The 24,643-nt window shown below is 70.5% G+C and carries 27 protein-coding genes; 17 read left to right on the top strand and 10 right to left on the bottom strand.

What is annotated here, in order from left to right; translation table 11 throughout:
• On the bottom strand, positions 1-633 hold a 633-nt coding region (locus M3C17_RS15380), incomplete at its 3' end, for a GntR family transcriptional regulator (RefSeq protein ID WP_259978790.1).
• 234 nt (positions 634-867) lie between these two features.
• Between M3C17_RS15380 and M3C17_RS15375 the strand changes: the two genes are divergently transcribed.
• Both M3C17_RS15375 and M3C17_RS15370 read left to right on the top strand, forming a co-directional pair.
• Positions 868-1,863 (top strand): zinc-binding dehydrogenase, encoded by a 996-nt coding sequence (locus M3C17_RS15375; protein ID WP_259978789.1) that lies wholly within the window; start codon positions 868-870, stop codon positions 1,861-1,863.
• A gap of 8 nt (positions 1,864-1,871) precedes the next feature.
• The gene (locus tag M3C17_RS15370) at positions 1,872-2,312 is read left to right on the top strand and encodes a MarR family winged helix-turn-helix transcriptional regulator (protein ID WP_259978788.1); all 441 of its coding nucleotides are present in this window, start codon (positions 1,872-1,874) and stop codon (positions 2,310-2,312) included.
• 2 nt (positions 2,313-2,314) lie between these two features.
• Here M3C17_RS15370 and M3C17_RS15365 read toward each other — a convergent pair whose 3' ends face one another.
• On the bottom strand, positions 2,315-3,508 hold the full coding sequence (locus tag M3C17_RS15365; RefSeq protein WP_259978787.1) for an MFS transporter: 1,194 nt from the start codon (positions 3,506-3,508) through the stop codon (positions 2,315-2,317).
• Between the two features lie 93 nt (positions 3,509-3,601).
• Here M3C17_RS15365 and M3C17_RS15360 point away from each other — a divergent pair, with 93 nt between their 5' ends.
• Positions 3,602-4,141, top strand: a complete 540-nt coding sequence (locus M3C17_RS15360) for a CGNR zinc finger domain-containing protein (RefSeq protein WP_259978786.1) — start codon at positions 3,602-3,604, stop codon at positions 4,139-4,141.
• Between the two features lie 73 nt (positions 4,142-4,214).
• On the opposite strand, the gene M3C17_RS15355 is transcribed toward M3C17_RS15360, so the two are convergent.
• Positions 4,215-4,799: a TetR/AcrR family transcriptional regulator gene (locus M3C17_RS15355; RefSeq protein WP_259978785.1), complete on the bottom strand. Its 585-nt coding sequence runs from the start codon at positions 4,797-4,799 to the stop codon at positions 4,215-4,217.
• 84 nt (positions 4,800-4,883) lie between these two features.
• Between M3C17_RS15355 and M3C17_RS15350 the strand changes: the two genes are divergently transcribed.
• Entirely contained in the window at positions 4,884-6,272 is a 1,389-nt protein-coding gene (locus M3C17_RS15350; RefSeq protein WP_259978784.1) for an MFS transporter, read from the top strand.
• Between the two features lie 164 nt (positions 6,273-6,436).
• On the opposite strand, the gene M3C17_RS15345 is transcribed toward M3C17_RS15350, so the two are convergent.
• Positions 6,437-6,625: a hypothetical protein gene (locus M3C17_RS15345; protein WP_259978783.1), complete on the bottom strand. Its 189-nt coding sequence runs from the start codon at positions 6,623-6,625 to the stop codon at positions 6,437-6,439.
• Between M3C17_RS15345 and M3C17_RS15340 the strand changes: the two genes are divergently transcribed.
• Positions 6,618-8,792 carry an arylsulfatase gene (locus M3C17_RS15340; RefSeq protein WP_259978782.1) on the top strand — a complete coding sequence of 725 codons (2,175 nt, stop codon included), beginning with the start codon at positions 6,618-6,620 and terminating at the stop codon, positions 8,790-8,792. The two genes, M3C17_RS15345 and M3C17_RS15340, sit on opposite strands and share 8 nt — an antisense overlap.
• A gap of 68 nt (positions 8,793-8,860) precedes the next feature.
• Here M3C17_RS15340 and M3C17_RS15335 read toward each other — a convergent pair whose 3' ends face one another.
• Both M3C17_RS15335 and M3C17_RS15330 read right to left on the bottom strand, forming a co-directional pair.
• Positions 8,861-9,529, bottom strand: a complete 669-nt coding sequence (locus M3C17_RS15335; RefSeq protein ID WP_259978781.1) for a maleylpyruvate isomerase family mycothiol-dependent enzyme — start codon at positions 9,527-9,529, stop codon at positions 8,861-8,863.
• The gene (locus M3C17_RS15330; RefSeq protein ID WP_259978780.1) at positions 9,530-9,820 is read right to left on the bottom strand and encodes a DUF1905 domain-containing protein; all 291 of its coding nucleotides are present in this window, start codon (positions 9,818-9,820) and stop codon (positions 9,530-9,532) included. It lies immediately after the preceding gene.
• Between the two features lie 66 nt (positions 9,821-9,886).
• Here M3C17_RS15330 and M3C17_RS15325 point away from each other — a divergent pair, with 66 nt between their 5' ends.
• The 4 genes from M3C17_RS15325 (at position 9,887) to M3C17_RS15310 (ending at position 13,837) form a co-directional block, all read left to right on the top strand.
• A complete protein-coding gene (locus tag M3C17_RS15325; RefSeq protein WP_259978779.1) occupies positions 9,887-10,918 on the top strand; it encodes an RNA polymerase subunit sigma-70 in 1,032 nt (343 codons plus the stop codon).
• A gap of 127 nt (positions 10,919-11,045) precedes the next feature.
• Positions 11,046-11,435: a hypothetical protein gene (locus M3C17_RS15320; protein WP_259978778.1), complete on the top strand. Its 390-nt coding sequence runs from the start codon at positions 11,046-11,048 to the stop codon at positions 11,433-11,435.
• Positions 11,436-11,633: 198 nt separating this feature from the next.
• The gene (locus M3C17_RS15315; RefSeq protein ID WP_259978777.1) at positions 11,634-12,062 is read left to right on the top strand and encodes a MarR family winged helix-turn-helix transcriptional regulator; all 429 of its coding nucleotides are present in this window, start codon (positions 11,634-11,636) and stop codon (positions 12,060-12,062) included.
• A gap of 176 nt (positions 12,063-12,238) precedes the next feature.
• Complete coding sequence (locus tag M3C17_RS15310; protein ID WP_259978776.1) at positions 12,239-13,837, top strand: SPFH domain-containing protein; 1,599 nt, start codon at positions 12,239-12,241, stop codon at positions 13,835-13,837.
• 197 nt (positions 13,838-14,034) lie between these two features.
• Here M3C17_RS15310 and M3C17_RS15305 read toward each other — a convergent pair whose 3' ends face one another.
• From M3C17_RS15305 to M3C17_RS15295, 3 genes are read right to left on the bottom strand one after another with little or no spacing between them, the layout of a single operon-like run.
• On the bottom strand, positions 14,035-14,769 hold the full coding sequence (locus M3C17_RS15305; RefSeq protein WP_259978775.1) for an ABC transporter permease: 735 nt from the start codon (positions 14,767-14,769) through the stop codon (positions 14,035-14,037).
• Positions 14,766-15,569 (bottom strand): ABC transporter ATP-binding protein, encoded by an 804-nt coding sequence (locus tag M3C17_RS15300; RefSeq protein ID WP_259978774.1) that lies wholly within the window; start codon positions 15,567-15,569, stop codon positions 14,766-14,768. Before M3C17_RS15300 ends, M3C17_RS15305 begins: the two co-directional genes overlap by 4 nt.
• A 48-nt stretch (positions 15,570-15,617) precedes the next feature.
• Positions 15,618-16,214, bottom strand: a complete 597-nt coding sequence (locus M3C17_RS15295) for a TetR family transcriptional regulator (protein ID WP_259978773.1) — start codon at positions 16,212-16,214, stop codon at positions 15,618-15,620.
• 420 nt (positions 16,215-16,634) lie between these two features.
• Between M3C17_RS15295 and M3C17_RS15290 the strand changes: the two genes are divergently transcribed.
• The 7 genes from M3C17_RS15290 to M3C17_RS15260 all read left to right on the top strand — a co-directional run bounded on the left by M3C17_RS15290 (position 16,635) and on the right by M3C17_RS15260 (position 22,624).
• Positions 16,635-17,867 (top strand): sensor histidine kinase, encoded by a 1,233-nt coding sequence (locus M3C17_RS15290; RefSeq protein WP_259978772.1) that lies wholly within the window; start codon positions 16,635-16,637, stop codon positions 17,865-17,867.
• On the top strand, positions 17,864-18,478 hold the full coding sequence (locus M3C17_RS15285; RefSeq protein WP_259978771.1) for a response regulator transcription factor: 615 nt from the start codon (positions 17,864-17,866) through the stop codon (positions 18,476-18,478). The genes M3C17_RS15290 and M3C17_RS15285 overlap by 4 nt, the downstream gene beginning before the upstream one ends.
• 89 nt (positions 18,479-18,567) lie before the next feature.
• Positions 18,568-19,170 carry a hypothetical protein gene (locus M3C17_RS15280; protein ID WP_259978770.1) on the top strand — a complete coding sequence of 201 codons (603 nt, stop codon included), beginning with the start codon at positions 18,568-18,570 and terminating at the stop codon, positions 19,168-19,170.
• A gap of 141 nt (positions 19,171-19,311) precedes the next feature.
• Positions 19,312-20,049: an alpha/beta fold hydrolase gene (locus M3C17_RS15275; RefSeq protein WP_259978769.1), complete on the top strand. Its 738-nt coding sequence runs from the start codon at positions 19,312-19,314 to the stop codon at positions 20,047-20,049.
• Complete coding sequence (locus M3C17_RS15270; RefSeq protein WP_259978768.1) at positions 20,046-20,489, top strand: helix-turn-helix domain-containing protein; 444 nt, start codon at positions 20,046-20,048, stop codon at positions 20,487-20,489. The genes M3C17_RS15275 and M3C17_RS15270 overlap by 4 nt, the downstream gene beginning before the upstream one ends.
• 41 nt (positions 20,490-20,530) lie before the next feature.
• Positions 20,531-22,261, top strand: a complete 1,731-nt coding sequence (argS, locus tag M3C17_RS15265) for an arginine--tRNA ligase (protein WP_259978767.1) — start codon at positions 20,531-20,533, stop codon at positions 22,259-22,261.
• A gap of 123 nt (positions 22,262-22,384) precedes the next feature.
• Positions 22,385-22,624 carry a DUF2283 domain-containing protein gene (locus M3C17_RS15260; RefSeq protein WP_259978766.1) on the top strand — a complete coding sequence of 80 codons (240 nt, stop codon included), beginning with the start codon at positions 22,385-22,387 and terminating at the stop codon, positions 22,622-22,624.
• A 50-nt stretch (positions 22,625-22,674) separates the two neighbouring features.
• Here the strand turns inward: M3C17_RS15260 and M3C17_RS15255 are convergent, their stop codons facing one another.
• Positions 22,675-24,171 carry an L-serine ammonia-lyase, iron-sulfur-dependent, subunit alpha gene (locus M3C17_RS15255; protein WP_259978765.1) on the bottom strand — a complete coding sequence of 499 codons (1,497 nt, stop codon included), beginning with the start codon at positions 24,169-24,171 and terminating at the stop codon, positions 22,675-22,677.
• Between the two features lie 145 nt (positions 24,172-24,316).
• Here M3C17_RS15255 and M3C17_RS15250 point away from each other — a divergent pair, with 145 nt between their 5' ends.
• The gene (locus M3C17_RS15250; protein ID WP_259978764.1) at positions 24,317-24,628 is read left to right on the top strand and encodes a hypothetical protein; all 312 of its coding nucleotides are present in this window, start codon (positions 24,317-24,319) and stop codon (positions 24,626-24,628) included.
• The last annotated feature ends 15 nt before the right edge of the window (positions 24,629-24,643 follow it).

Raw genomic sequence — 24,643 nt, 5'->3', positions numbered from 1 at the left:
CACGAGCCCCGCCGCCTCGGCCCGGTCGATGATCCCCGGGAAGACCTCGTCGAAGAGCGTCACGAGCACGGCGCGCGTCTCGACGGCGTCGCGCTTCTTCAGCGCCGCGCGGATCGCGGTGACGAACTCGCCGACCGCCGCCCAGTCGAAGGCGTCCTTGGAGTGCTGACTGAAGCGACGGATCTGCGGTCCGAGGCGCTCGATGATCGTGGCGCGGGCGGCATTGCCCTCGATGCGCGCGAACCCGGTGGCGGCCCCACGGAGGGCGGCGCCGAACGCGATGACGTCGCGGGACTTCGCCGACGCCGCCATCTCGTCGGTGAGCTCGATCAGGTACGAGACGTCGTCGTCCTGGATCACCGGCATCACGTGGCGCACGGATCCGATCCAGATGTCGCCGAAGAGGTCGACCGCGTTGCGCACCCGGTCCAGGTCGATCGGCGCGACGCGCGTGTACCGGTTGCGCTGCATCTCGACCAGGCCGTTGTCGGCAAGACGGTCGAGGGCGTGGCGGATCGGCGTCTTCGATGTGCCGAGGCGCTCTGCCAGTTCGTAGTCGCGCAGACGCTCCCCGGGGAGCAGCTCGCCGCTGATGATCGCATCCTGCAGCCGCACGAAGGCCTCGTCGCTCATCGATCGCCGCTCGAGCGGGCCACCTGAGAGTGTCACGCGTTCCTCCATGGGGAGTTGTGGAGAGTGAAGTTCTACGTTCCAGCAATATATCCCATTCGCCGGGAAAAAACGGGTGCGGCACCCTCTCCGGGCACATACGAAACCGGATTCGACGATTCGGAATATTGTTTCCGCGTTAATGGTTTCCATGGGCGTGAACAGCGCGACCAGAGGGTCGCACGAGAGGAGCATGCCATGAAGAGCTGGATCATCCGACGTACGGGCGGGCCCGAGGTCCTGGAGCTGGAGGAGGTCGATGCGGCGGTCGCCGGGCCCGGCGAGGTCACGATCGACGTGGAGGCCATCGGTGTCAACGCCGCCGACCGCTACCGCCGCCTGGGGGTGATGGGCCCGATCGAGGGATCGGTGACCCCGGGCATCGAGGCGATCGGCACGGTGCGAGACGACCCGTCCGGCCGCCTCGCCGTCGGCACCAGGGTCGCCACCGTCATGGGCGGACTGCAGTTCGAGCGTCGTGGCACCTATGCCGAGCAGGTCACGGTGCTGGCCACGAACGTCGTCGCGCTTCCGGAGACCACCCTGGGCCTGCGCGACCTCGCCAGCATCCCCGAGCTCTATCTCACCGCCTGGGGTGCTGTCGATCGCGACCTCGGGATCACGGCGGACGACACACTGCTCGTGCGAGGGGCCAGCGCGGCCCTCGGCCTCGCCGCCACCGCCTACGCCTCGACGATCCTCGGCGCGCGGGTGATCGCGGTCGTCCGCAGCGAGAAGCACGCCGACACCGTGCGGGCGTTCGGCGCCGCCGACGTGGTGGTCGAGGACGCCGGGTGGACGGACCGCGTGCGCACCCTCGCCCCGCACGGGATCGACGGCGCGCTGGACGTGGTCGGCGGCGACGGGATCGTCGCGACCAGTCACGTCGTCGCGCCCTTCGGGAAGGTGGTCGTCGTGGGGCTGCTCGCCGGTCCTCCCGTGCTCGACGGGGTGAACCTGATGACCGACCTGGCGCCGGCCACCGCCGTCGGCTTCTTCCCGAGTCAACTGCTCGGGACCCCCGCGCTGCCGCTGGACGAGAGCCCGCTGCCGGAAGTCATCGCAGCCATCGAGCAGGGGGACATCCCGAGCCTGACCACCCGCTCCTTCGCCTTCGACGAGGTCCGCGCCATGCACGAACTGCTCGATGCACCCCGCGAGCCGGGGAAGTTCGTGGTACTGCTCGACGTATGAGTTCTGGAATGTCTCGCCTCCGCCTGCTGGTCGAGGCGGAAACACGACTGTGGCGTCGCGTCGAGCAGGAGCTGCGCCAGGCGGGTCTCCCCCGCCTGGCGTGGCTGGAGGCGCTGTCCGTCATCACAGGGCGTGACGACGTGCGCCTCAACGACGTCGCCGTGGAGCTCGCGATCACTCCCGGCGGTGCGACCAAGCTCGTGGACGCGGTGGAGCGCGGCGGTATGGTGACGCGGCACCCCCATCCGACGGACCGCCGCGTGACGATCCTCGCGGCGACCGCATCCGGGAGGGGCGCGCTCGCACGCGGGCGCACGGTGGTCGATGACTGCGTCGACGCTCTCTGGCCGCAGCACGACCTCGTGGCACCCCTGCGCCAGCTGACGGAGAACCTCAGGGCGGCGGAGGCCGGGGCGATGCCCCCCGCGGAGGAGACGGCAGCCCGCTGAGGTCAGGACGACGGCGCCGCGACGAATCGATCGAGCGCCGTCGCGCCCGCGGCCCCGCCCACGACCAGCACGGCGCCGAGAAGCAGCGCCCACGGGGCGGGCGCGACGAGGAGCCCCGCCAGAGCGACACCCGCCGACGAGCACGCCACCTTGAGCCCGGCCATGGTCATGAAGACCTGCGCGCGGGCCTCGGGTGGGGAGTACTCGACCCTCGCGGCGAGACTCGACGCGAACTGCACCGCGCTGACGGCGCCGGTGGCCGCGTACGCCGCGGCGGCCAGGGGGAGTGTCGGAGCGATCGTGCACAGGATCAGTCCGAGGCCGATGCCGGCGGCAGCTCCGGCGACCATCCGCTCCGGTGAGCCGCGGAGAGGGCGGGCGATCACGGTCGCCGAGCCCACGAGGGTTCCGACGCCGAACGCGGATGCCAGCAGAGCGGCCGCACTCGGCCCGCCGAAGCCGTGCACCGCCGACGAGGCGACCGCGAGGATCGGCACGGCGCCGACCGCGACCGCCGTCACCGAGGTGCACACCGTCACTCGTCGGAGCGGGCCGTTCGTGAACAGCAGCGCCGCGCTCCGCCAGATCGACACCGGCTCTGCCGCAGCTGCACCGTCCGTCGAGGTCGAGGTCATGGGCGGGAGCGTGACGAGCAGGATCGTCGCGACGACGGCCGCCCCGCACACCGCCAGCACTCCGGCCAGCGGGCTCACGGCAGCTCCGGTCACCGCGATCAGGAGGGGACCGAAGGCCGCGGCCACGCCGTAGGTGAGCGCGTCCATGCCCTGCGCACGACGTTGTCGCATCTGGCCTTCGCCGACCAGCCCCGCGAGTCGGCTGCTCAGTCCTCCCGTGATGAGAGGCCCGCAGCTTCCCGCGATCACGAGGGCGATGACGCTCAGGGCGGTTCCTCCATGGGAGAACGCCAGCGACGCGACCGCCACCATGGCCGCATACAGCAGGAAGGAGCCCGCGAGCACCACGCGCGGCCGTGTCGATCGATCGAGGAGGGGCGCGACGAAGGGCCCTGCGAGGTGCGGGGCCGTGAGCGCCGCCGCCAGGAGCCCGGCGACGGCAGAGCCATCGGGGGACGACGCCGCGAGCAGCACGAAGCCGACGACGGCACCCGCGTCGGCACTGCGCACGAGCGTGGCGGTCACCGCGTATGCGCCGATCGCTCGCTTCTGCCGGTCCATGTCTCTCCCGCCCGTCCACTTCGTCACCGGCTCAGCTGGTGACGGCTGCGTCCGAGTCTTGCCTTCCCGCGCGTCACCCGTCAAGGTGGTGATGTGGAGTTCGCGTTCGTGGCGGGGAACCTCGCCCTCGATTTCGTCGCGACGGTCGCCGCCAGGGACACGGTCGCGAAGGAGTGGCTGCCGACAGCCGCCGACCTGGCCGACTGGCTGGCCCGCAGCGGCGCGGTCTCGCGACCTCCACAGGTCTCCGCCGAGGAGTTCGGGCGCGCGATCGCGCTGCGGGAGACGATCTACCCGGCGCTGAGAGAGCGCGTCGCAGGACATCCGGTCGACGCTGCCGCCCTCGCCGCGATCAACGCCGCGGCCGCCGAACCGACGCCGGTTCCCGTGCTCGCGGACGGGAACCTCGCCACCCACGGCTCGGCCACGGCGGCGATGGCGCTGGTGGCGCGCGCCGCGCAGGTGGCGCTGACCGATCCGCGCCTGCGGTTCTGCGCCGGTGACGACTGCACCCGGCCCTTCATCGATGCCTCCCGCGGCGGCACACGCCGGTGGTGCGGCATGGCCGGGTGCGGCGACCGCGCGAAGGCCGCCGCGTACCGCCGTCGGTCGTCGGCGAACAAGGGCCGCTGATCGACTCCCGTCACGACACCGGCTGAGCCGGGCCGCTCCGGGACGCCCTTTCCTCTCGCCGGCGTCGCGTGTCTCAGTCGGCGTCCGCGCGCCCGCCCCACAGCCCTTCGGCGGAGAGCGCGATGAGCGCGGCCGCGTCGGCGTGAGCAATGCGCCCCGAGACGACCTCGTCCAGAGCGAGCTTCATGAGGGAGTGCAGGCTGTCCACCATCCAGTCCGCCGGAAGGTCGCTGCGGAAAGCGCCCTCGCGCTGCCCTCGCCGCAGCAGCTTCTTCGCCCGGTCGGCGGGTGGGTCGTGCAGGGTTCGGATCTGCGCCGCGCTCAGGGTGTCGTGAGCGGCCACCCAGATGTTGACGCTGCGGGCCGACAGCTCCCACCCGGCCTCGACCAGTCGGCGGAGCGCCGCGTGCGGATCTCCCTCGAGGTCCAGCTGCGACAGAACTTCCTCCCCCCGCTCGATCGCTCGCCGCAGCGCGGCTTCGACGAGACTCCCTCGCGACTCGAAGTGCGCGTAGGCGGTGACCCGGCCCACGCCGGCTTCCGCGGCGATCTGCTGCACCGAGGCATGGGGATCCCGGCTCAGGCACGCGACGGCCGCGTCGATGATGCGGTCGATGTTCCGTCGTGCGTCGGCGCGCCGCGGAGGGCTGTCAGCCACGAGAACTCCTATCCCGTACAGGAATGTTCAGGTTAGTCTAGCGGTTCTAACCCGAACACACCTGTACGAGTAAATGGAGATCACATGAGCACGCCGGAGATCGACCTCCCCCAGACCACCCATCCGCGCCGGTGGATCATCCTGTGGCTGCTGGCCGTCGCCCAGCTCATGCTGATCCTCGACATCACCGTCGTGGCCATCGCCCTGCCGCACCTCGGCGCCGAGCTCGGCCTCGACCGCCAGGCCCTGACGTGGATCATCAGCGCGTACACACTCACCTTCGGCGGGCTGATGCTGCTGGGCGGTCGCCTGGCCGACACCGTGGGCGCCCGCACGATCGTGCTGACCGGTCTCGCGGTCTTCACCGTGTCGTCTCTGACGATCGGCCTCTCCCCGGATGGAGTCGTCGCGATCGTGGGGCGCGTGGGCCAGGGTCTCGGCGCGGCACTGCTCTCCCCCAGCGCCCTGTCGTGGGTGGTCACGCTCTTCGATGGGAAGGAGCGGGCGCGCGCGCTCGGCGTCTGGTCGGCGCTCGGGGGTGGCGGCGCCGCACTGGGAGTGCTTCTGGGAGGCGTCGTGACAGCGACCGCCGGATGGCGCTGGGCGTTCTTCCTGAACGTGCCGATCGGCATCGCGCTGTTCGCCGCGCTGCTCGCGCTGCTCCCGCGCGGCATCCGCAGCACAGGAGGCCGGAGCATCGATGTTCTCGGCGCGATCCTGGTGACCGCAGCGACCGGAACGACGATCTGGGCGATCATCGGCGCCGGTGAGACGGCAGACTGGTCCGGGAGCACGATCGTCGCCCTCGCGGTCGCGGTCGCGCTCTACGCCGCGTTCGTCGTCCGACAGCGCACCGCCCGGACCCCGCTGATGGACCTCCGGATCCTGACCCAGCGTCCGGTCGTCGCCGGGATCTTCCTGATCTTCATCGCGACCGCCCTGATGATCGCGGTGTTCTTCCTCGGGTCGTTCTACTTCCAGCAGCACCTGGGCTACGGACCGCTGATCACCGGCCTCCTCTTCCTCCCGGTGGCGGTGGCGACGATGGTCGGCGCCGGTGTCGCGGGGAACCTGGCCGGACGCATCGGCCTTCCCGCGCTCGCTGCCGGCGGGCTGGTCGTCGCGGCGGTCGGCCTCACGGTCGCCGGTGTCTGGCTGACCCCCGTCGCCGCCACGATCGGCATCGCCGTGGCGGCAGCGGGCACCGGCATGCTGTTCGTGGCGGCATCGGCGTCGGCGCTCGGGAACGTCGCTCCCCAGGACGCCGGCATCGCCTCGGGCATCCTCAGCACGTTCCACGAGTTCGGTGCCTCCGTCGGTGCCGCGGTGATGTCCACCGTGGCGGCAGCGAGCCTCGCGGGCGGCACCCTCGACGGCTTCGTCTCCGCGCTGATCGTTGCGGGCATCGCGGCAGCGGTCGCGGCCCTGATCGCCGCGGTGATCGCTCCCCGACGACCGGGCATGTCCGAGTAACCCAGAGACGGCGTTCCGGCCGACGACGGCCCGCAGCGTGACGGCAGGGGTGTCACCCGAGGAGGGTGACGCCCCCGCCGTCAACGAGCTGAGCGGTGCTACAAAGAGGCCACCCGCGACCGAACATCGACATCTCCGCAAGGGCGCGGATCACTCGGGAGCGATCAGATGAGTCGACAGTCCGGATCCGACGGGATCATCAGCGCCGCACTGCCACCCGCGCGCACATTGCCGTTCCCGCCCCGGAGGTCCGGCAGCGTCCCCGGACGCACCATGCAGGAGTCGACGTACGCACCGCTGCCGGTCGAGAGACGGCTGCCCACTGATGCACCGAACATCTTGATCGTGCTCATCGATGACGCCGGTCCCGGTCTTCCGTCGACGTTCGGCGGAGAGGTCAGGACTCCGACTCTCGACCGCGTGCGTGCCGGCGGCGTCGGCTACAACCGCTTCCACACCACGGCGATGTGCTCGCCGACACGAGCGTCGCTTCTCACCGGCCGGAACCAGCACCGCGTCGGCAGCGGGCAGATCGCGGAGCTCGCCAACGACTGGGACGGCTACTCCGGACACATTCCGAAGAGCAGCGCGACGATCGCCGAGGTTCTCAAGCAGTACGGGTACGCGACGGGCGCCTGGGGCAAGTGGCACAACACCCCAGCCGAGGAGACGACGGCGGCGGGACCGTTCGACCGGTGGCCGACCGGGTACGGCTTCGACTACTTCTACGGCTTCCTCGCCGGCGAGGCGTCGCAGTACGAACCGAACCTCGTGCGCAACACGACCACCGTGCTGCCCCCGAGATCGGCCGAAGAGGGCTATCACCTCAGCGAGGATCTGGCCGACGACGCCATCTCCTGGCTGGACACGCACCGGTCGCTCGCGCCGGACCAGCCGTTCCTCATGTACTGGGCGAGTGGTGCGATCCACGGCCCGCATCACGTGCCGAAGGAGTGGGCGGACCGCTACGCCGGGGCCTTCGACGACGGGTGGGACGCCTACCGCGAGCGCGTCCATGCGAAAGCGATCGAGGCCGGGTGGATCCCCGAAGGCACCGAGCTGACCGAACGGCACCCTGACATGCCCGCCTGGGACGACATCCCCGACGAGGAGAAGCCGTTCCAGCGTCGCCTGATGGAGGTGGCGGCGGGATACGCCGAGCACGTCGACTTCCAGGTCGGGCGACTGCTCGACGAGATCGAACGGCTCGGCTACGACGACAACACCATCGTGATGTACCTGTGGGGCGACAACGGATCGTCCGGCGAGGGGCAGAACGGAACCATCAGCGAACTGCTCGCGCAGAACGGCATCCCGAGTACCATCTCGCAGCACATCGCCGCCCTCGACGAGCTGGGCGGGCTCGCCGTGCTCGGTTCGTCGCTGACGGACAACCAGTACCACGCCGGCTGGGCCTGGGCCGGGTCGACGCCCTATAAGGGAATGAAGCTGCTGGCCTCCCACCTCGGTGGCACGCGGAACCCCCTGCTCGTGCGCTGGCCCGCGCGACTGTCTCCCGACCCCGAGCCGCGCACGCAGTTCCATCACGTGATCGATGTCGTCCCCACCATCTACGAGATCCTCGGCATCTCGCATCCGGAGATCGTCAACGGGTTCCATCAGGACTCCATCGACGGCGTGAGCTTCGCCTACTCCCTCGCGGATCCCTCCGCGCCAGGAAGGCACCGCACCCAGTACTTCGAGGTGATGGGCAGCAGGTCCATCTATGCGGACGGCTGGATGGCGTCCGCCATCGGACCCCGCCTTCCCTGGGTTCCCGGACTCCCGCCCGGCATCAGCACGTGGACACCCGACGAGGATCGCTGGGAGCTCTACAACCTCGACGAGGACTGGAGCCAGGCTCGAGACCTCGCCGCCGAGCACCCCGACAAGCTGGCGCAGCTGAAGGATCTCTTCACCGTCGAGGCGGCGCGAAACGACGTCCTGCCCGTGGGCGGGGGACTGTGGGTCGCGGCCCTGCATCCCGAATACCGTCTCAGCACGCCGTACACCGAATGGCAGTTCTCCGGGACGACGACGCGCATCCCCGAGTTCTCCGCGCCTGCTCTCGGCAACAGACCGAACATCGTCCGCATGGAGCTGACGCTGCCCGACCGCGCCAACGGCGTGCTCTACAAGCTCGGCGGCGCCGGCGGCGGATTGACGTGCTACCTGGAGGACGGGTACCTGACCTACGAATACAACCTCTTCCTGATCCAGCGCACCGTCATCCGCAGCGCGGAGAGACTGCCCGGCGGTGACACGACGTGCGAGGTCCGCACGACCACTGTCGATCCGCGCCCGGCCGGGCCGCTGAAGGTCACGGTCTCCGTCGACGGAACAGCGGCGGCGGAAGGCGTCGTACCGGTCAGCGCACCGCTCCTCTTCACCGCGAACGACTGCCTCGACATCGGTCGTGCCCTCGGCGGCGCCGTGTCCCTGCGGTACCGCGACAAGATGCCCTTCGCGTTCGAGGGAACGATCCACGGCGTGCGGATCCGCTACCTCGAGTCATCGTGAGCCCCGCCGGGCGACGCGAGAGGACGGCTCGTGCCGCGGTCAGGCCCCGACGGTTCCCCCGGCGGAGGCTACCGTCGCGCGCGCCTTCCCCGACTCGGCCGCCATCCGGCCGCGCCGCGTTCCAGGAGCAGGCCGGTGCCGGGCCCGCGCAGCTCGCCGGGATGGACGGGCCGTCCGGAGAGCGCGAGCAGGAGCGCAAGTGCCGGCCCCCGGACCTCCGCGCCCTCGCCGATCGTCACGGTCGCGTCGTCCGGCGCCAGGCGGAGTCCCTGCGCTCGGGAGCGTGAGTACTCGGTGAAGTCGTGGCGCGCGAACCATCGCAGGGTCGCCACGGCTGTGCCCGCCGGGACCTGTGCCGGGATCCCGACCGGCCGGCGGATCTCCTCGCCGTGGATGAGGACTTCGCCCAGACCCGCCATCAGCGGGCCCGCCGCTCGACGGGTGTTGCCGATGGCCCGCCGGTACCTGTCAAGGGTCTCGGCGGGGTTCGCTCCCAGCCTCGTCCGCACCCCTCGCTCCTTGTGGAGCTCGAAGTCGAAACGGGCGGACCACACGCTGCGCAGCCACGCGGCGATGCTCTGCTCCGCACCGGCCGTGAGATGCGCCATGGTCTGTTCGAGCGTCCACGAGCCGACCAGCGCGGGCGTCCGCCACTGCTCAGGGGTGAGAACGAGCGTCTGGTCGTACAGGCGCTGCCGCTCGGCGTGGATCAGGGGCCAGAGGCCGAGCCGATCCATCTACTTCACCCGCCGCGTGAGGTGGACGGTCACCATGTCCCCGATGTCCTTGCCGAGCTTGCGGCGGACTGCGGCGTTCAACGACACCATGTGACCGCCCGTGCCCGTGACCATCAGCCCCACGTCCGGCAGGGGGAGGTCGTCGACGGTGAGGTCGACCCGGACCGAGCGACCGGTGCCGAAGAAGCTGGCGGAGTCGGGCATCTCGACGCACGCCCACACCTCTCCCTTGACGGTGACGCCGATCGGGGCGGTGAAGGTGTGGTCGAGGGGCACGGGGTCGAAAGGCATTCGGATCTCCTGGTCGTGTGAGTGCTGTCGATAGGTGAGACTGCGTCGGCCGGGCAGAATCGTCGCATGGCCCCGAAACACGTGAACTCGTCGGTCGTCGACTCGGCCGGCGCGGCGGGGAGCGGCGACCGCGAACGGTTCGACCGGGCGGTGGCGCCGCTGCGCCGCGAGCTGCACGCGCACTGCTATCGGATGCTCGGGTCGGTGCATGATGCGGACGACGCCCTGCAGGAGGGCCTGCTGCGCGCGTGGAGAGCGTACGACCGGTTCGAGGGTCGCAGCTCGCTGCGCACGTGGCTGTACACCGTGGTCACGCGCACCTGTCTGGATGCGGCGAAAGCGCGCAGCAGGCGCGCCCTGCCCATCGACCTCGGCCCTTCCTCCGCTGAGCCCGCCGTCGATGCGATCCCCACGGACGACGTCCCGTGGCTCACGCCCTACCCCGATCCGGCGGACTCCGCCCAGCGCGCCGAGCACGTCGAACTGGCCTTCATCGCCGCGATGCAGCACCTCAGCGGCAACGAGCGCGCCGCGATCCTCCTCACCGACGTCCTCGGGTTCTCCGCCGCGGATGCGGCCGCCGTGATGTCGACGACGCCCACCTCGATGCACTCGGCCCTCGCCCGCGCCCGCCGCACCCTCGCTGGCGTCGACCTGACCGCGACAGGAGTCGCGGATTCGCGTCCCTCCCCGTCGACGCTGGCCCTCGCCCACCGCTTCGCGGACGCGCTCGCGACGTCGGACCTGCAGGCCTTCATCGGACTCCTCGCCCCGCAGGTGACCTGGCAGATGCCCCCGCTCCACGAGTGGTACGCGGGAGCGGAGGCCGTGGCGAGCTTCGCCCACGCCGTGCCGATGACCCTGTGCCCGAGTTGGCGCACGGAGGTCCTCACCGCCAACGGGCAGCCCGCGATCGCCTTCTACCTCGGCACGCAGAGCGAGGCCCCGCACGAGGCGTGGTCGCTCACCGTTCTCACGGTCGAGGACCAGCGCATCACGGCCATCACGTCTTTCCTGGATCCCGACCTCTTCGCGCGCTTCCAGCTCCCGGTCCAGCTCCCCCGATCGGAGGATCTTTCCCGGCATCCGGCGCCCTGATGTCGGCCGGGTGGCCGGCGACCGGATCGCCTCGCGCACAAACCTGCAACTGGCGAGTTGCAGGTACGCGGGATCGGCGCTACCGTTTGAGTGCAACCAACGGGTTGCATCAAGTCGACTCAGAGAGGTGCCCAGCATGACCGAAACCACCCCCGCGTTCTCCGGCGGCCGAAACATCGCACTCAAGGTTCCGCCGCACCGCTACGAAGCGACACTGGCGTTCTACCGAGATGTGCTGCATCTGCCCGCATTGGCGGGACCGACAGGCGGGGCGACCGGGTTCGTCTTCGGTCCGTGCAATCTCTGGGTCGACAACTGCCCAGGGCTCTCACAGGCCGAGATCTGGCTGGAGGTCGTCACTTCGGGCGTCGACGAGGCAGCGAGCGTCATGGCATCCGCCGGACTTGCGAGACGAGACGAGATCGAAGACCTCGGCGCCGGATTCGACGGCTTCTGGATCTCGTCGCCGGCGGACACGATCCACCTTGTCGACTCGCGCGAACAGACCTGGGCCTGACAGGACAGGCTTGTCCGTTCCGAAGATTCCGTGACCAAACCGTTGCATTCGTTACCTCGCCGTTATACAGTGATCGCACGGTGAATGTTTGCTGTGGCATCCACCGCATGTGATTGCAGGACACTCTTGGTGCAAGGGACAAGGGCCGGTCGGGAGCCTCTCCGACCGGCCCTTTACTCTGCCCGCTACGCTGTGAGGATGACCGATCGCAAGCTCGCGCTGGAGGCCTGGGAGAGCCTGTTCCGCGCGCAGCACGAGCTGTTCACCGAGATGATGGCGGACTTCGAGCACAGCGACCTGGCCCAGGCCGAGTACGACGTGCTGCTCACCGTCACCCGCTCCCCCGGCATGACCGCTCGACTGCGGGACATCACCGCGAACATGCTGATCAGTCAGCCCAGCGTCTCGCGCCTGGTGGACCGCATGGTGACGCGGGGCCTGGTGGCCAAGTGCCCCGATCCGGATGACGGTCGCGGGGCCCTCATCCGCGCGACAGAAGCGGGAGCCCGCGCCTTCCGCTCCCTCGCGACAGTGCACGGCCGGTCGATCGCCGCGCGGATGTCGCGGCTCGACGACGACGAGCTCCGCGAGCTGCGCGATCTGGCGGAGAAGCTGCGCACGCGCTGACCCTTCCCGTCCGCTCCTCCACGGGACGGCGGCTGTTCGGTCTCTGCACAGTCCGCGGGTGAAAGCACCCCCGGCGGATTGACCGCCTCGCTTTTCTGGCAGGGTGGGTCTCGCACGCCCGCCTTTCCTGCGGGCACTTCAGACCGCCCCCGCGGGGGAAACCAGGGAGGTCATCCATGGAGATCGCCGGAATCGTCGGCATCCTCATCATCATCGGCATCGCCGTCGTCGCCGCCGTCATCCTGCTGCTGATCCTGCTGCTGTTCGCGCGCAGCTGGATCAAGGTGGCGAGGGCCGACGAGGCGCTCGTCATCTCGGGTCGCAAGCAGAAGGTGCAGCGCGCGGTGATCGCCGCCGACGGCTCCAGCCGCTCCGAGCTGTCCGAGTCGCCTGTCACGGTCATCGTGAACGGCAAGTCGCTCGTCAACCCGATCACGCAGCGGCACGAGATCATCTCGCTCCGTTCGCGACAGGTGTCGCTCAACGCCGAGGCGCAGTCGCTCGACAACGTGACGCTCAACGTCGACGGCGTCGCCATCGTGAAGATCGGTTCCGACCCGCTGCTCGTGCGACGGGCCGCGGAGCGCTTCGCCTCCCAGGACAAGGCCATCGAGCAGTTCACCACCGAGCAGCTGGAGGGCGCGCTGCGCGGCATCGTCGCCACGCTGTCCGTCGTGGAGCTGATGCGGGAGCGCAAGAAGTTCTCCGACCAGATCGCCGCCGACGTCTCGCAGGAACTCGCCGAGCAGGGTCTCATCCTGGACTCGTTCCAGATCAAGGGCATCACCGACAAGGTCGGCTACATCCAGTCCCTCGGCGCGCCGGAGATCCAGGCGAAGCGGCAGGCGGCGGAGATCTCGCAGACCAACGCCGACCGCGCGATCAACCAGAAGAACATCGCCAACCAGGAAGCGAACCTCGTCGAGCAGACCGCGCTCGACACCAACACCGCGAACGCCAACGCCGGCATCGGCCGCGCCCGCGCCGAGGCCGAGCAGGCCGAGCAGCTCGCCCGCGCCCAGGCCGAGCAGGCCGTGCTGCAGCAGCAGGCCGAGAACAAGCAGGCGCAGCTCGACGCCGACGTCAAGCGCGTCGCCGACGCCCAGCGCTACGAAGCCGAGACCCGTGCACAGGCCGAGTTGTACACGCGCGAGCGTGCCGCCGAGGCGGCAGCGATCGAGCAGGTCAAGCAGGCCGAGGCCCGCACCCGCATCGCCGAGCAGCAGGCGCAGGCCGACAAGGCTCGCGCCGAGGGTGAGGCCGCGGCCGCGATCTCCAAGGCGACGGGTGAGGCCGACGCCCTCCGTGCGCAGGCGGAGGCCGAGGCCGAGGCACGTCGCCTCCGCGCCAACGCCGAAGCCGAGGCGATCCGGGCCGAGGGTGAAGCCCGCGCCGCCGCCGTCGAGGCCGAGGCGAAGGCCATCGCCTCCAACCAGGACGCATTCCTGTCGCAGCGGGTGCTCGAGGTGCTGCCGTCGATCATGGCCGAGTTCGCGAAGGGCTATGCGGCCATCGGCAGCGTCTCCATCGTCGGCGGGTCCGGCGAAGACGGCGCCTCGAACGTGGTCGGCGCCGACAGCGCGAAGGCCATGCGGTCCGTGTTCGACAGCGTGCACTCCGCCACCGGACTCGACCTCGCCGGCATCATCCAGGGTCAGGCCGTCGGCCGCGGATTCGGGGCCGGCATGGCCGAGACCTCCGCGCCGCCGGCACCGCCGCGCACACCCGCGCCCACCACCCCGCCGCCGCCCGCACCGCCGGCCGCCGCGGAGTAGTACCGGCCCCCGTCTTGCGTGCGCGGTGTTTCCTGAGGTGCCCGGCAGCGCGTGCAGCGGCAGCGCGAGCAGTGGCAGCACTGGCGTCCGACCGCGGCCGGTCGATAAGAGTGGCAGCACTGGCGTGCGACCGCGGCCGGCAGCGAGAACAGTGGCAGCGGCGCGAGAGCTGGCGACAACAGCGATGCGCCGCGGTGTCAGCGGGTGCGGCGGCGGAGCGTCAGTGATGCCAGGACCAGAGCGGCGACCGTGAATCCGAGCACGACCAGGAGCGGGCGACCCACGTCCCAGCCCTCGTCGCCCGCGGTCACCGCATTGACGGCATCGATGGCGTAACTGAGCGGCAGCCAGTCCGAGATCGCCGAGAGCACATCGGGCATCTGGTCGCGCGGCATGAACAGTCCGCCGAGGATGATCTGCGGGAACACCAGCAGCGGCATGAACTGCACTGCCTGGAACTCCGTCTGGGCGAATGCGCTGGCCAGCAGCCCGAGCGCCGTGCCCAGCAGAGCATCCACGACGGCGACGAGCCCCAGCTGCCACAGCGGCCCCTCCACGTCCAGACCGCACACCCCCACCGCGAACGACACCGTGACGAGCGCCTGCAGCAGTGCCATGAGCCCGAACGCGAGCGCATAGCCGAGGATGAAGTCGGCCTTACCCAGCGGGGTCGTCATCAGGCGCTCGAGCGTGCCGGAGCGCCGCTCACGCAGCGTCGTGATCGACGTGATCAGGAACATCACGATGAACGGGAACAGCGCGAGGATCGCACCGCCGAACTGGTCGAACACGCCGTCCTGGTCGACGAACAGCCAGGCGAAGAGCCCGACGAGCAGGCTCGGCGCCACCAGCATCAGCGCGATCGAGCGCGGATCGTGCCGCAGCTGCGCCAGCACCCGCCCCGCGGTCGCGAACATGCGTCGGCCGTTCATTCCGTCGCCCCCTCTCCCCGCTCACGCGCCTCTCCTCGCTCTCGCGCCTCGCGCCGCGAACGCGGCGCCCCCGCCCCGTCCTCGGCGCGGTCGCGCTCGATGAGCGCCAGGAACGCGGCCTCGGGTTCGGTCGTCCCCGTGTCCTCCAGCAGGGCGCGCGGCGTCGTGTCGGCGATGATCCGCCCCTCCCGCAGGAGCAGCAGCCGATCGCAGCGCTGCGCCTCGTCCATCACATGGCTCGACACGATCATCGTCACGCCGCGGTCCGCGAGCGCGCGGAACAGCGTCCACAGCTCTGCGCGCAGCACGGGGTCGAGGCCCACGGTGGGCTCGTCCAACACGATCACCTCGGGCGCACCGATCAGTGCCATCCCGAGAGACACCCGCGTGGACTGCCCCCCGCTGAGCGACTCCACGAGCTGCCCTGCCTGCGGCCGCAGACCCACCTCATCGAGCACCCGGTCCACATCGGCCCGGGGCGCCCGCAACAGGGCGGCCGCATACGCCAGGTTCTGCCGCACGGTCAGGTCTCCGTACACAGCGGCGCCCTGCGTCCCGTAGGCCACGCGGTGCCGCAGCTCGCGAGAACCGCCCGGTTCCCCCAGCACGGTCACCTCTCCGGACTCGATGCGCTGCACACCGACGATCGCCCGCAGGAGCGTCGTCTTGCCGCACCCCGACGGCCCGAGCAGCCCGGTGATCTGCCCGCGCGGGATCGTCAGATCGACGCCGTCGAACACGCGCGTGCGCCCCCGTCGTACCCGGAGCTGCGCGATCCGCACCGCCGTGTTATTCATCATGCGATGAATTATGCGCTCGCCCGGCGCCCCGGTCAATGACAGCCTCGTTCAGTCGAAGAGGTAGCGCTGCACGGTCGGGCCGATGCGATCGACCAACTCGTCCACGGACGCCGATGCGATGGGGGCGAGCTTGAGCACATGACGGGTCACCAGCAGCCCCGCGATCTGCGAGGCGACGAGGGTCGCCCGCAGCTCCGCATCGGCCACCCCGAGCGTCTTCGCGATCCGGCCGATCAGCTCGCGCGACAGGAATCCGGCGAGCAGCGGCGACGTCGCCCTGCTGCCGAGCGCCGTCCGGATGAGCATCACGCCGCGTCGCCTCACCTCGGGCAGCTCGAACGCCTCCAACACGTAGCGCACGAGCCGGCTGCCGACCTCGTCGCGTGGGCCTGCCACGATGCCGGGCACGTCCACGTCCGGGCGCAGGGGAATTCCGACGGCTTCTGCGAAGAGATCGGCCTTCGTGCCGAAGTAGTGGTGGACGAGCGCGGCGTCGACATCGGCGCGCGCGGCGATCGAGCGGATCGTCGCGCCGTCGTACCCGTGCTCGGCGAACTCGTCCACCGCCGCCCCGATGAGGCGCTCACGGGCATCCGACCGCCCGCGTGGACGACCACGGCGTCGCGGCGCTCGCTGCTCGGTCATGCCCGCCAGCCTACGACTCCCCTCGACGGCTCCGTGGGACCGCACTCACCCGCGGAGGCGTCGGAGGAGCCCCGAGCGGGGGCGGAACAGCGTCGGCAGTTCCGCCCTCAGCTCCACGTCGGACGGAATCCGTCATCCGAGGTTGACCGCAGCGATGCGGCGGAGGATGCTGGCTCGCGTGGGCAGCGCCCGCAGAGGTGACGAACACGCGGAAGGTCCGGCGCTTCCCGCGGGTCGGCGACGTGCGGGGGTTCGCGCGCGTCGCACGCGGGAGAACGGACAGCGGTCGACTGCCGTCAGCTCTTGCGCGCTGTGGGCGTCCGCCGGAAGACGTCGCTTCTCTCGAAGCCATGCCACCGGCCGACGGTGTGACCCGAGTGGTCGACGCGTTCTGCACGCCAGCGAGGAGGGAAGCACAGGATGAGCACGACGGACGAGGAGCGGGAGCTCGACCGGCGACCGCACGACGGCCGTGCGCCGATGCCGAGCCTGGAGGTGCCGTCGTCGCCGCGGTGGCGTAATCCGCGCTGGGTCGTCCTCGGCTTCCTGATGGCGAGTTTCGTCTGGGGCCCGATCATCGCGATGTCGTTCACGGCGCCCCCGACGACCGCTCTCACGGTCGCGTACGCCGGCGGCGTCGTTCTGTACGGGTTCGCGCTGCTGTCGGTCCTGCTCGAAGCGATCGACCCGACACCTCGACTTGCCCTGCGCCTGTGGAAGGTGACGCTGCTGATCGCGGCGAGCGCCGCACTCTGGGCCCCCGCCCACCTGTGGGCGGAGCCGGGCGGACGGCCGTGGGCGTGGCTGGCGGGCTTCGCCATCGCCGCCAGCGCTCTCGTGGCCTGGCAGGGCGGCGTGGCGGCGGCCGTCGTGCTCGGCGGTGCGGCTGCGATCGGCGGTCAGGTCTTCTTCGATTCACCGCTGCCGAGCCTTCTGACAGCCCTCGGCTGCGCGGTCGTCACCTGGGGCATGTGCCAGGTCCTGATCTGGATCCATGGGCTGTGGCGGGCTGCCCAGGAAGGACGGGAGGCTCGCGCCGGCCTCGCCGTCGCCCAGGAACGGCTGCGGATCGATCGCGAGCTGCACGATGTGCTCGGCCAGCGCCTCACCGTCATCGCGCTCAAGGCGGAGCTCGCCGCCGACCTCGCCCCGCGCGACCCCGCCCGAGCGGCGTCCGAGAGCGAGAGCATCCGCGAGCTCGCCAACAGGACTCTGCGCGAGGCGCGTCGCGCGATTCGCGGCGAGGCGACCACCGATCTGCCGACCCAGCTCGAGTCCGCGCGGCTCGTCCTCGGCTCCGCGGGAATCGACGCCACGATCGACGCAGACCCCGAGACCCTCAGCCTCCTGACACCGCCGATGGCGGCCCTCCTCGCCTCCGGTGTGCGAGAGGCGGTCACGAACCTGCTGCGGCACAGCGACGCGCGAAACGCGGCGATCCGGATCTCCGCCACCTCCGCGCTGGTCACCCTGAGCGTGGACAACGACGGAGCGGCAGCACCATCGCCCGGCAGCGAGACGAGCGGAACGGGCCTCGCGTCGCTGGCGGCGCGCTGTGCGTCGGCGGGGGCCGGCCTCACCGCCGGCCCGCGGGGAGAGGATCGTTTCTCCCTGTCTCTGGCGGTGCCCCGCACGGGCGGAGGAATGTCATGAGCGAACCCATCCGCGTGCTGCTCGCCGAGGACGACGAGCTGATCCGTGACGCGCTGGCGAGCCTCCTGGAACGGGAGACCGACCTGCGCGTCGTCGCCACCGCGCGCGACGGGCGAGAAGCGGTCGAGCGGGCCGCACTCCACCTCCCCGATGTGGCGGTCGTGGATCTGCAGATGCCCCGGCTCGACGGGCTCGGCGTCATCGCGGAGCTCCAGCGCGTCCTGCCGCGCTGCGCCGGGGTGATCCTCACCGGCCACGGTCACCCGCAGGCCCTGCGCACCGCCCTCGCTTCGGGCGCCCGCGGGTTCCTCGCGAAGGGCGCCCCTGGCACGGCTCTCGCCGACGTCATCCGGCGGGTCCACGAGGGACAGCGCTACGTCGATCCGATCCTGGCCGCGGATGCCCTGACCACGCGGCCGTCGCCGCTCACAGCCCGCGAGACCGAGGTCCTCGCCGCGGCGCAGGAGAGCCGGCCTCTCGCCGACGTCGCCCGAGAGCTCTTCCTCTCGACCCGCACGGTGCGCAACTACCTCGCGACGATCAATCGGAAGCTCGACGCGGAGAGCCGGTCCAGCGCGTACCGCCATGCCCGCGAGAACGGCTGGGTCTGAGGCGCAGCTCGGGCCGCTCCCGCGAGCACGGCAGCCTCGTGACGGATTCACGGGGTGGACGGGCACGCCCCCGGCCGAGACTGGCGACCATGAACACACGAGCACATCTCCAGGAGCACAGCCACCACGACGCGGACCGGAATCGGGGGGTCCTGCACCACCTGCTGGGCCGCTGGCCGTCGGTGGTCGGCCTGCTCGCCCTCCTCCTCAACCTCGCCAACGGAGCGGACCCTCACGTGACCGCGATGATCATCATCATCGCCTCGCTGTGCTACCTCGCGGCGAGCGCCATCGGCCGCCGTTCCAGCGGATGGATCATGGTCGGCGTCGCGGGTCTCGCCGTCGTCCTCGCACGCCTCACCGGCCTCGATCCCACGGTCACCCTGCTGGTCGCCGGCGCGGGTTTCGCGGTCTTCGGGTTCCTCCGCGGACGCGACATCGACCGTCGTGAGTTCGCCGCGCAGGTCCTGGCGTTCCTGGGTTTCAGCGCGCTCGCGGTCACCGCCATGATGGTGGCTCCCCTCGTCGCGGTGTACCTGGCCGCGCTCGCCGCGATCGGCCACGCCGCCTGGGACGTGGTCTTCTTCGTCCGGAACAGGGTCGTCCCTCGCTCGCTCGCGGAGGCGTGCTTCGTGCTCGATCTCGGGCTCGGCGTCGCACTGCTGGTGGCCGCCTGGGTCGGGTCGTTCTGACCGCACTCCGTCCGGCGCGCATGATCGCGGTCGCGCGACCGGCGGCGACGGTATGCGAGAAACTGATTGCGTTTCGCGAGCAGACCGCTTACGGTGAGACCGATCGCAAAAAGCGATCAGTCTTCGAGAAAGGTGATGTCCATGAACGAGCAGCCCACCGTGATCCTCGTCCCGGGCGCCTGGAGCGCAGCCTCGGTGTGGGAGCCGACCGCGACCGAACTGCGGCGCCGCGGACTGAGGGCGGAGGCCGTCACCCTCCGCGGCCTCGAACCCGGCCAGCCGCGATCCGCCATCGCCGCCGTCCGCCTCGACGATCACGTCGACCAGGTCGCCGCCCTCGTCACAAGCCGCCCTGAGCCCGTCGTGCTCGTCGGACACTCCTACTCGTCGATGGTCACCGCCCAGGTCGCCGACCGCGTGGGGAGCCAGGTGGTCGGACTCATCCACTTCGGGGGCTTCCTGCCCACGGACGGACAGTCGCTGCTCGACGGGTGGGGCGACTCGCCCTCGGCGCGTGAGCAGGAGCGGCAGGACATCGTCGACGCGGGGTATCTCTGGCTGCCGCCCGGGCTTCCCGCGCTCGCACACGAGTGGGACCTCACCGACGAGGACCGGAGCTCTCTGGCCGAGAGCTTCACGCCGCACCCGGGTCGCACCGTCACCGACCCGGCGCGGCTGAGCGTGGGCACGGCCGAGCAGCCGACGACCTTCGTCACCCTCTCCGCTGAGGACATCTCGCACGAGGCGGCGCCGGAGATGCCGAGCGGCTGGCGGGTCGAGCACCTGGTGAGCGGCCACTGGCCCATGCTGTCCCGGCCGGACGACGTCGTGGAGCTGATCGCCCGCGAGGTCGCGCACTACGGCGAAGGGCAGGCATGACCATGGCCACGACGGACCGCTCCCTGTGCCCGATCAACCTCGCCGTCGAGGTGCTCGGCGACCGCTGGACGCTGTTGATCCTGCGCGACCTGATCTTCGCCGACCGCCGGCATTTCCGGGAGCTGCTCCGCGGCTCGGAGGAGCGCATCACCAGCAGCATCCTCGCCGACCGTCTCGACCGTCTCACGACGGCGGGCATCCTGACGCGGGAAGACGATCCGACCCACCGGCAGAAGGCGCGGTACACGCTGACGGACAAGGGCATCGATCTCGTGCCCGTCATCGCGACCGTGGCCCAGTGGGGCGCGAACCACTGCCCCGCCGACCCGGAGAAGACGGATGTGGTGGCCGCCCTCGCCTACGACCGGCCCGCGTCGTGGACGCACGTCATGGACGCCCTCCGCACGCAGCACCGTCCCGAGGCAGCGGTCGGCACCTGAGCGACCGCGCTCCCGCTGCCCGCGACCTCTAGGCTTCGTTCATGCCGTCCCCCTCCACCGTCCTCGCCTCGAAGGTCACCGACGCCATCATCGACGCGTTCGGCGACGATGCGCGGGGAGCCGATCCGGCACTGCGTCCGAGCCAGTTCGCCGACCTGCAGAGCAATGCGGCGCTCTCCCTGGCACGCCGCGTCGGGCTGGCGCCTCGGGATGCAGCGCAGCGCCTCATCGATCACCTGCGCGTCGAGGAGATCTGCGCGAAGGCCGAGCTCAGCGGACCCGGGTACATCAACCTCACTCTGAGCGACCGGTGGATCGCTCGCCAGGTGAGCGCGGTCGCGGGCGACGGTCGCCTCGGGGTTCCCCGGGAGACGCCGCAGCGCGTCGTCATCGACTACTCGGCGCCCAACGTCGCGAAGGAGATGCATGTCGGCCACCTCCGGACGACGGTGGTGGGCGATGCACTCGCCCGGGTGCTGGAGCATCTCGGCCACACGGTCATCCGGCAGAACCACATCGGCGACTGGGGGACGCCGTTCGGGATGCTCATCGAGCACCTCCTCGACGTCGGCGAGGACTCCGCGGAGGCACGTCGGCTTGCGACCGACCCGAACGCCTTCTACCAGTCGGCCCGCGCCGCGTTCGACACGGACCCTGCGTTCGCGACGCGCGCCAGGGCACGGGTGGTCGCTCTCCAAGCCGGCGATGAGGAGACCCTGCGTCTCTGGGCGGAACTGGTGGAACTATCACGGCAGTACTTCGCAGCGATCTACTCGCGACTCGGCGTCAGCCTCACCGACGCGGACCTCGCCGGCGAGTCCACCTACAACGACGACCTGCCCCGCATCTGCGAGGAGCTGGAGGCACAGGGGATCGCGACGGTGAGCCAGGGAGCGCTCTGCGTCTTCCTCCCGGGGTACACCGGGAGGGAGAGCGAGCCGGTTCCGCTCATCGTCCGCAAGTCGGACGGCGGCTACGGGTACGGGACCACGGACCTCGCCGCGGTCAGACACCGGATCGGCACTCTCCATGCCGATCGACTGATCTATGTCATCGGGGCCCCGCAGGCGCTCCACCTGAGCATGGTGTGGGAGACGGCCCGCGAGGCGGGGTGGCTCCCCCCGGAGATCACGCCCGTCCACGTGCAGATCGGGAACGTGCTCGGCCCCGACCGCAAGATCCTCAAGACCCGCTCCGGCGCGCCCCTCCGGCTCGCTGCGCTGCTCGATGAAGCGGTGGCCACCGCACGGGCGGCGATCGACGAGGACCGCCCGGAGCTCGACGAGCCGACCAGGAGCGCGCTCGCCCCGCTGGTCGGGATCGGAGCCGTGAAGTACGCGGACCTCTCCGTGGGGCACGACACCGAGTACGTCTTCGACCTCGAGCGGATGGTCGCGCTCAACGGCAACACCAGCCGCTACCTGCAGTACGCCGCGGCACGGCTGCGGTCGCTCCTGCGCAAGGCCGGAGTCGAGCCGGAGGCGGTCGGCTCCGCGATCACGGTCGGCGAACCGGCCGAGAGGGCGCTCGCGCTCCTGCTGCTCGACTTCGGCGAGGTCGTATCCGCGGTGGGGCGCGACCTCGAGCCGCATCGGCTGTGCACGTACCTCTTCGAGCTCGCGCAGACGTTCTCGGTGTTCTACGAGCAGTGCGCCGTGCTCACCGCGGAACCGGAGGTGCGGGCATCACGGCTCGCGCTGTGCGCCCTGACCCTGCGGGTGCTGGTCACCGGACTCGACCTGCTCGGCATCGCCTCGCCCGACACCATGTGACCCGGCGGACGAGCCCTCGTCCGTATTCGAGGCCAATCGCATCCGCGTGGTCGTCAATGATAAGACGGGGAACATCATCACCGTCATCCGGGCTGGTGGCGGGGGAACGAGCGGAGGTCGTTGATGCACGTAAGGTATGACCCCGAAGTAGATGCCGCCTACCTCACGGTCGGCCGCGAAGTACAAGCGGGAGAAGCCGTCGCGCAAGTATCCGAGATCCGCAACCCGCATGGGGTAGGAGAGATCATCCTCGATTTCGATGCAGACGGGCATCTTGTCGGTGTCGAGGTGCTTCAGGCATCGAAGCTCCTTCGGTCGGACGACCTTGATCGGGCCCAACGTATTTCCGACGAATCCCTCTGACAAAGTTCCTGCGAGGTGGGGTTCTATGGCTCACTCAATGTCAGACACGACTAGCACTCGATCACGTTGACGGCGAGACCGCCCTCGCTCGTCTCCTTGTACTTGGTCGACATGTCCGCGCCGGTCTGCCGCATGGTCTCGACCACCGCGTCCAGCGAGACGTAGTGGCTGCCGTCGCCGCGCAGCGCGAGACGCGCGGCGGTGACCGCGGTGGACGCGGCGATCGCGTTGCGTTCGATGCACGGGATCTGCACGAGACCGCCGATGGGGTCGCAGGTGAGCCCGAGGTGGTGTTCCATCGCGATCTCGGCGGCGTTCTCGATCTGCCGGTTGGTGCCGCCCATCACGGCCGTGAGCCCGCCCGCCGCCATCGCGCACGCGGAGCCGACTTCCGCCTGGCAGCCGCCCTCGGCGCCCGAGATGGAGGCGTTGGCCTTGAACAGCGAGCCGAGCGCGGTGGCCGTCAGCAGGAAGCGACGGATCCCGCGGCGGCGGTTGGCGTCCGCGATCGCAGCCTCTTCGCTCGCATCGCCGGCCGGAAGCTGCGGCGGTGTGCCGTCGAAGCCGAGCAGCGCGCTGCCGACGAGCTCGCCGTAGGGCGTCACCGCGTTGCCCGCGCCGAGTCCGGAGTCGGCCAGGAAGCGCCACCAGTACATGGCGACCGCGGGGAGGATCCCGGCGGCACCGTTCGTCGGTGCGGTCACGACCCGTCCGCCCGCCGCGTTCTCCTCGTTCACTGCGAGCGCGAAAGCCCCGAGCCATTCGCCGGGCAGTTCGCGGTGCCCTTCGGCCTCGACGGCTTCGAGCTGGGCGCGGATCGTGCCCGCACGTCGCTTGACCTTGAGGATCCCCGGCAGCACGCCGTCCGCGTGGAGCCCGGCGTCGACGCACCCGGACATGGCGTCCCAGATGGCATCCAGCCCTGCCGCGACCTCCTCCTCGCTGCGCAGTGCGGTCTCGTTCCGCCGCGCGACCTCGGCGATCGACAGACCCTCCTCGTCACACAGGGCGAGTAGCGACGCCGCATCCGCGTACGGATAGGGGAACGCGCCGGTGGCCAGACGCGCCTCCTCGCCGTCGCGCCGGATGAAGCCGCCGCCGATGGAGTAGTACGTCTCCTCCGCCACCACCGAGCCGTCCGCGGCCCACGCCGTGAGAGTCATCGCGTTCGGGTGCCCTGGCAGCCGGGTGCGCGGCGCGAACACGATGTCGTCCTTTGCGAACGGGACCGCGTGGGTGCCGTCGAGAAGGATCACGGCGCCCTCGCCGAGGTCGGTCCAGGCCGAGCGCACCTGTGCGGGGTTGCACGTCTCCGGGCTGAGCCCGCGCAATCCTGCCACCACGGCGTCCGGCGTCCCGTGGCCGATGCCGGTCGCTCCCAGCGAGCCGTAGAGCGTGCCGCCCACGCGAGCGACCCGCTCGAGGTCGCCGGTGGCGGTGAGTCGGCGCGCGAAGTCGAGAGCCGCCCGCATCGGCCCGACCGTATGAGAGCTCGACGGCCCCACTCCGATGGAGAACAGGTCGAAGGCCGAGACGTACGCAGTCACCCCTCCAGGCTACGCCGAGATCGGCATTCCGGTTCACCGGGGTTAACTCGGTACCGGAAGCCGCCTTCCCTGCGTCGTCAAGCCCCTTCGCCGGACGACGGCCGCAGGGCAGGGTGGTCGGACGACATCGCAGGAAGGGACGACCATGACGAACAGCACCCCCGAACCCGAAGCGACGGACGAGCTCTCCCCTGAGGCCCAGACGCCCACTCCCACCCCGGCGTCGGACACCACGGAAGGCACGGCGACCACGCCCGCGGAGGCGGACTCCCCCGAGGACGCCGATCCGGCCGAGGTCCCCAGCACCGAGGAGCTGGAGGAGCCCAGCACCGAGAAGAGCCCCGACGAGGAGCCGAAGGCGCCGCAGCGGTCCGAGCCCGAACCCGATCACGAGGCGGTCGGCATCGGCGTGATCGGTCAGCCGCAGGTCGGCGAGAACGGCGAGACCACGGAGTGAGTCTCCCCGCGCGGC

Origin of the sequence: Microbacterium sp. p3-SID336 (assembly GCF_025143365.1) — a bacterium.
GTDB lineage: Bacteria > Actinomycetota > Actinomycetes > Actinomycetales > Microbacteriaceae > Microbacterium.
The sequence above is the reverse complement of the archived record's forward strand: the minus strand, read 5'-3'. Positions and strand labels throughout refer to the sequence as shown.

Coding starts and splice junctions, on each gene's coding strand:
- M3C17_RS15375 (WP_259978789.1), top strand. CDS start 868: ATGAAGAGCTGGATCATCCGACGTACGGGCGGGCCCGAGGTCCTGGAG.
- M3C17_RS15370 (WP_259978788.1), top strand. CDS start 1,872: ATGTCTCGCCTCCGCCTGCTGGTCGAGGCGGAAACACGACTGTGGCGT.
- M3C17_RS15365 (WP_259978787.1), bottom strand. CDS start 3,508: ATGGACCGGCAGAAGCGAGCGATCGGCGCATACGCGGTGACCGCCACG.
- M3C17_RS15350 (WP_259978784.1), top strand. CDS start 4,884: ATGAGCACGCCGGAGATCGACCTCCCCCAGACCACCCATCCGCGCCGG.
- M3C17_RS15345 (WP_259978783.1), bottom strand. CDS start 6,625: ATGAGCACGATCAAGATGTTCGGTGCATCAGTGGGCAGCCGTCTCTCG.
- M3C17_RS15335 (WP_259978781.1), bottom strand. CDS start 9,529: ATGGATCGGCTCGGCCTCTGGCCCCTGATCCACGCCGAGCGGCAGCGC.
- M3C17_RS15330 (WP_259978780.1), bottom strand. CDS start 9,820: ATGCCTTTCGACCCCGTGCCCCTCGACCACACCTTCACCGCCCCGATC.
- M3C17_RS15325 (WP_259978779.1), top strand. CDS start 9,887: ATGGCCCCGAAACACGTGAACTCGTCGGTCGTCGACTCGGCCGGCGCG.
- M3C17_RS15315 (WP_259978777.1), top strand. CDS start 11,634: ATGACCGATCGCAAGCTCGCGCTGGAGGCCTGGGAGAGCCTGTTCCGC.
- M3C17_RS15310 (WP_259978776.1), top strand. CDS start 12,239: ATGGAGATCGCCGGAATCGTCGGCATCCTCATCATCATCGGCATCGCC.
- M3C17_RS15305 (WP_259978775.1), bottom strand. CDS start 14,769: ATGAACGGCCGACGCATGTTCGCGACCGCGGGGCGGGTGCTGGCGCAG.
- M3C17_RS15300 (WP_259978774.1), bottom strand. CDS start 15,569: ATGATGAATAACACGGCGGTGCGGATCGCGCAGCTCCGGGTACGACGG.
- M3C17_RS15295 (WP_259978773.1), bottom strand. CDS start 16,214: ATGACCGAGCAGCGAGCGCCGCGACGCCGTGGTCGTCCACGCGGGCGG.
- M3C17_RS15290 (WP_259978772.1), top strand. CDS start 16,635: ATGAGCACGACGGACGAGGAGCGGGAGCTCGACCGGCGACCGCACGAC.
- M3C17_RS15285 (WP_259978771.1), top strand. CDS start 17,864: ATGAGCGAACCCATCCGCGTGCTGCTCGCCGAGGACGACGAGCTGATC.
- M3C17_RS15280 (WP_259978770.1), top strand. CDS start 18,568: ATGAACACACGAGCACATCTCCAGGAGCACAGCCACCACGACGCGGAC.
- M3C17_RS15275 (WP_259978769.1), top strand. CDS start 19,312: ATGAACGAGCAGCCCACCGTGATCCTCGTCCCGGGCGCCTGGAGCGCA.
- M3C17_RS15270 (WP_259978768.1), top strand. CDS start 20,046: ATGACCATGGCCACGACGGACCGCTCCCTGTGCCCGATCAACCTCGCC.
- argS (WP_259978767.1), top strand. CDS start 20,531: ATGCCGTCCCCCTCCACCGTCCTCGCCTCGAAGGTCACCGACGCCATC.
- M3C17_RS15260 (WP_259978766.1), top strand. CDS start 22,385: ATGCACGTAAGGTATGACCCCGAAGTAGATGCCGCCTACCTCACGGTC.
- M3C17_RS15250 (WP_259978764.1), top strand. CDS start 24,317: ATGACGAACAGCACCCCCGAACCCGAAGCGACGGACGAGCTCTCCCCT.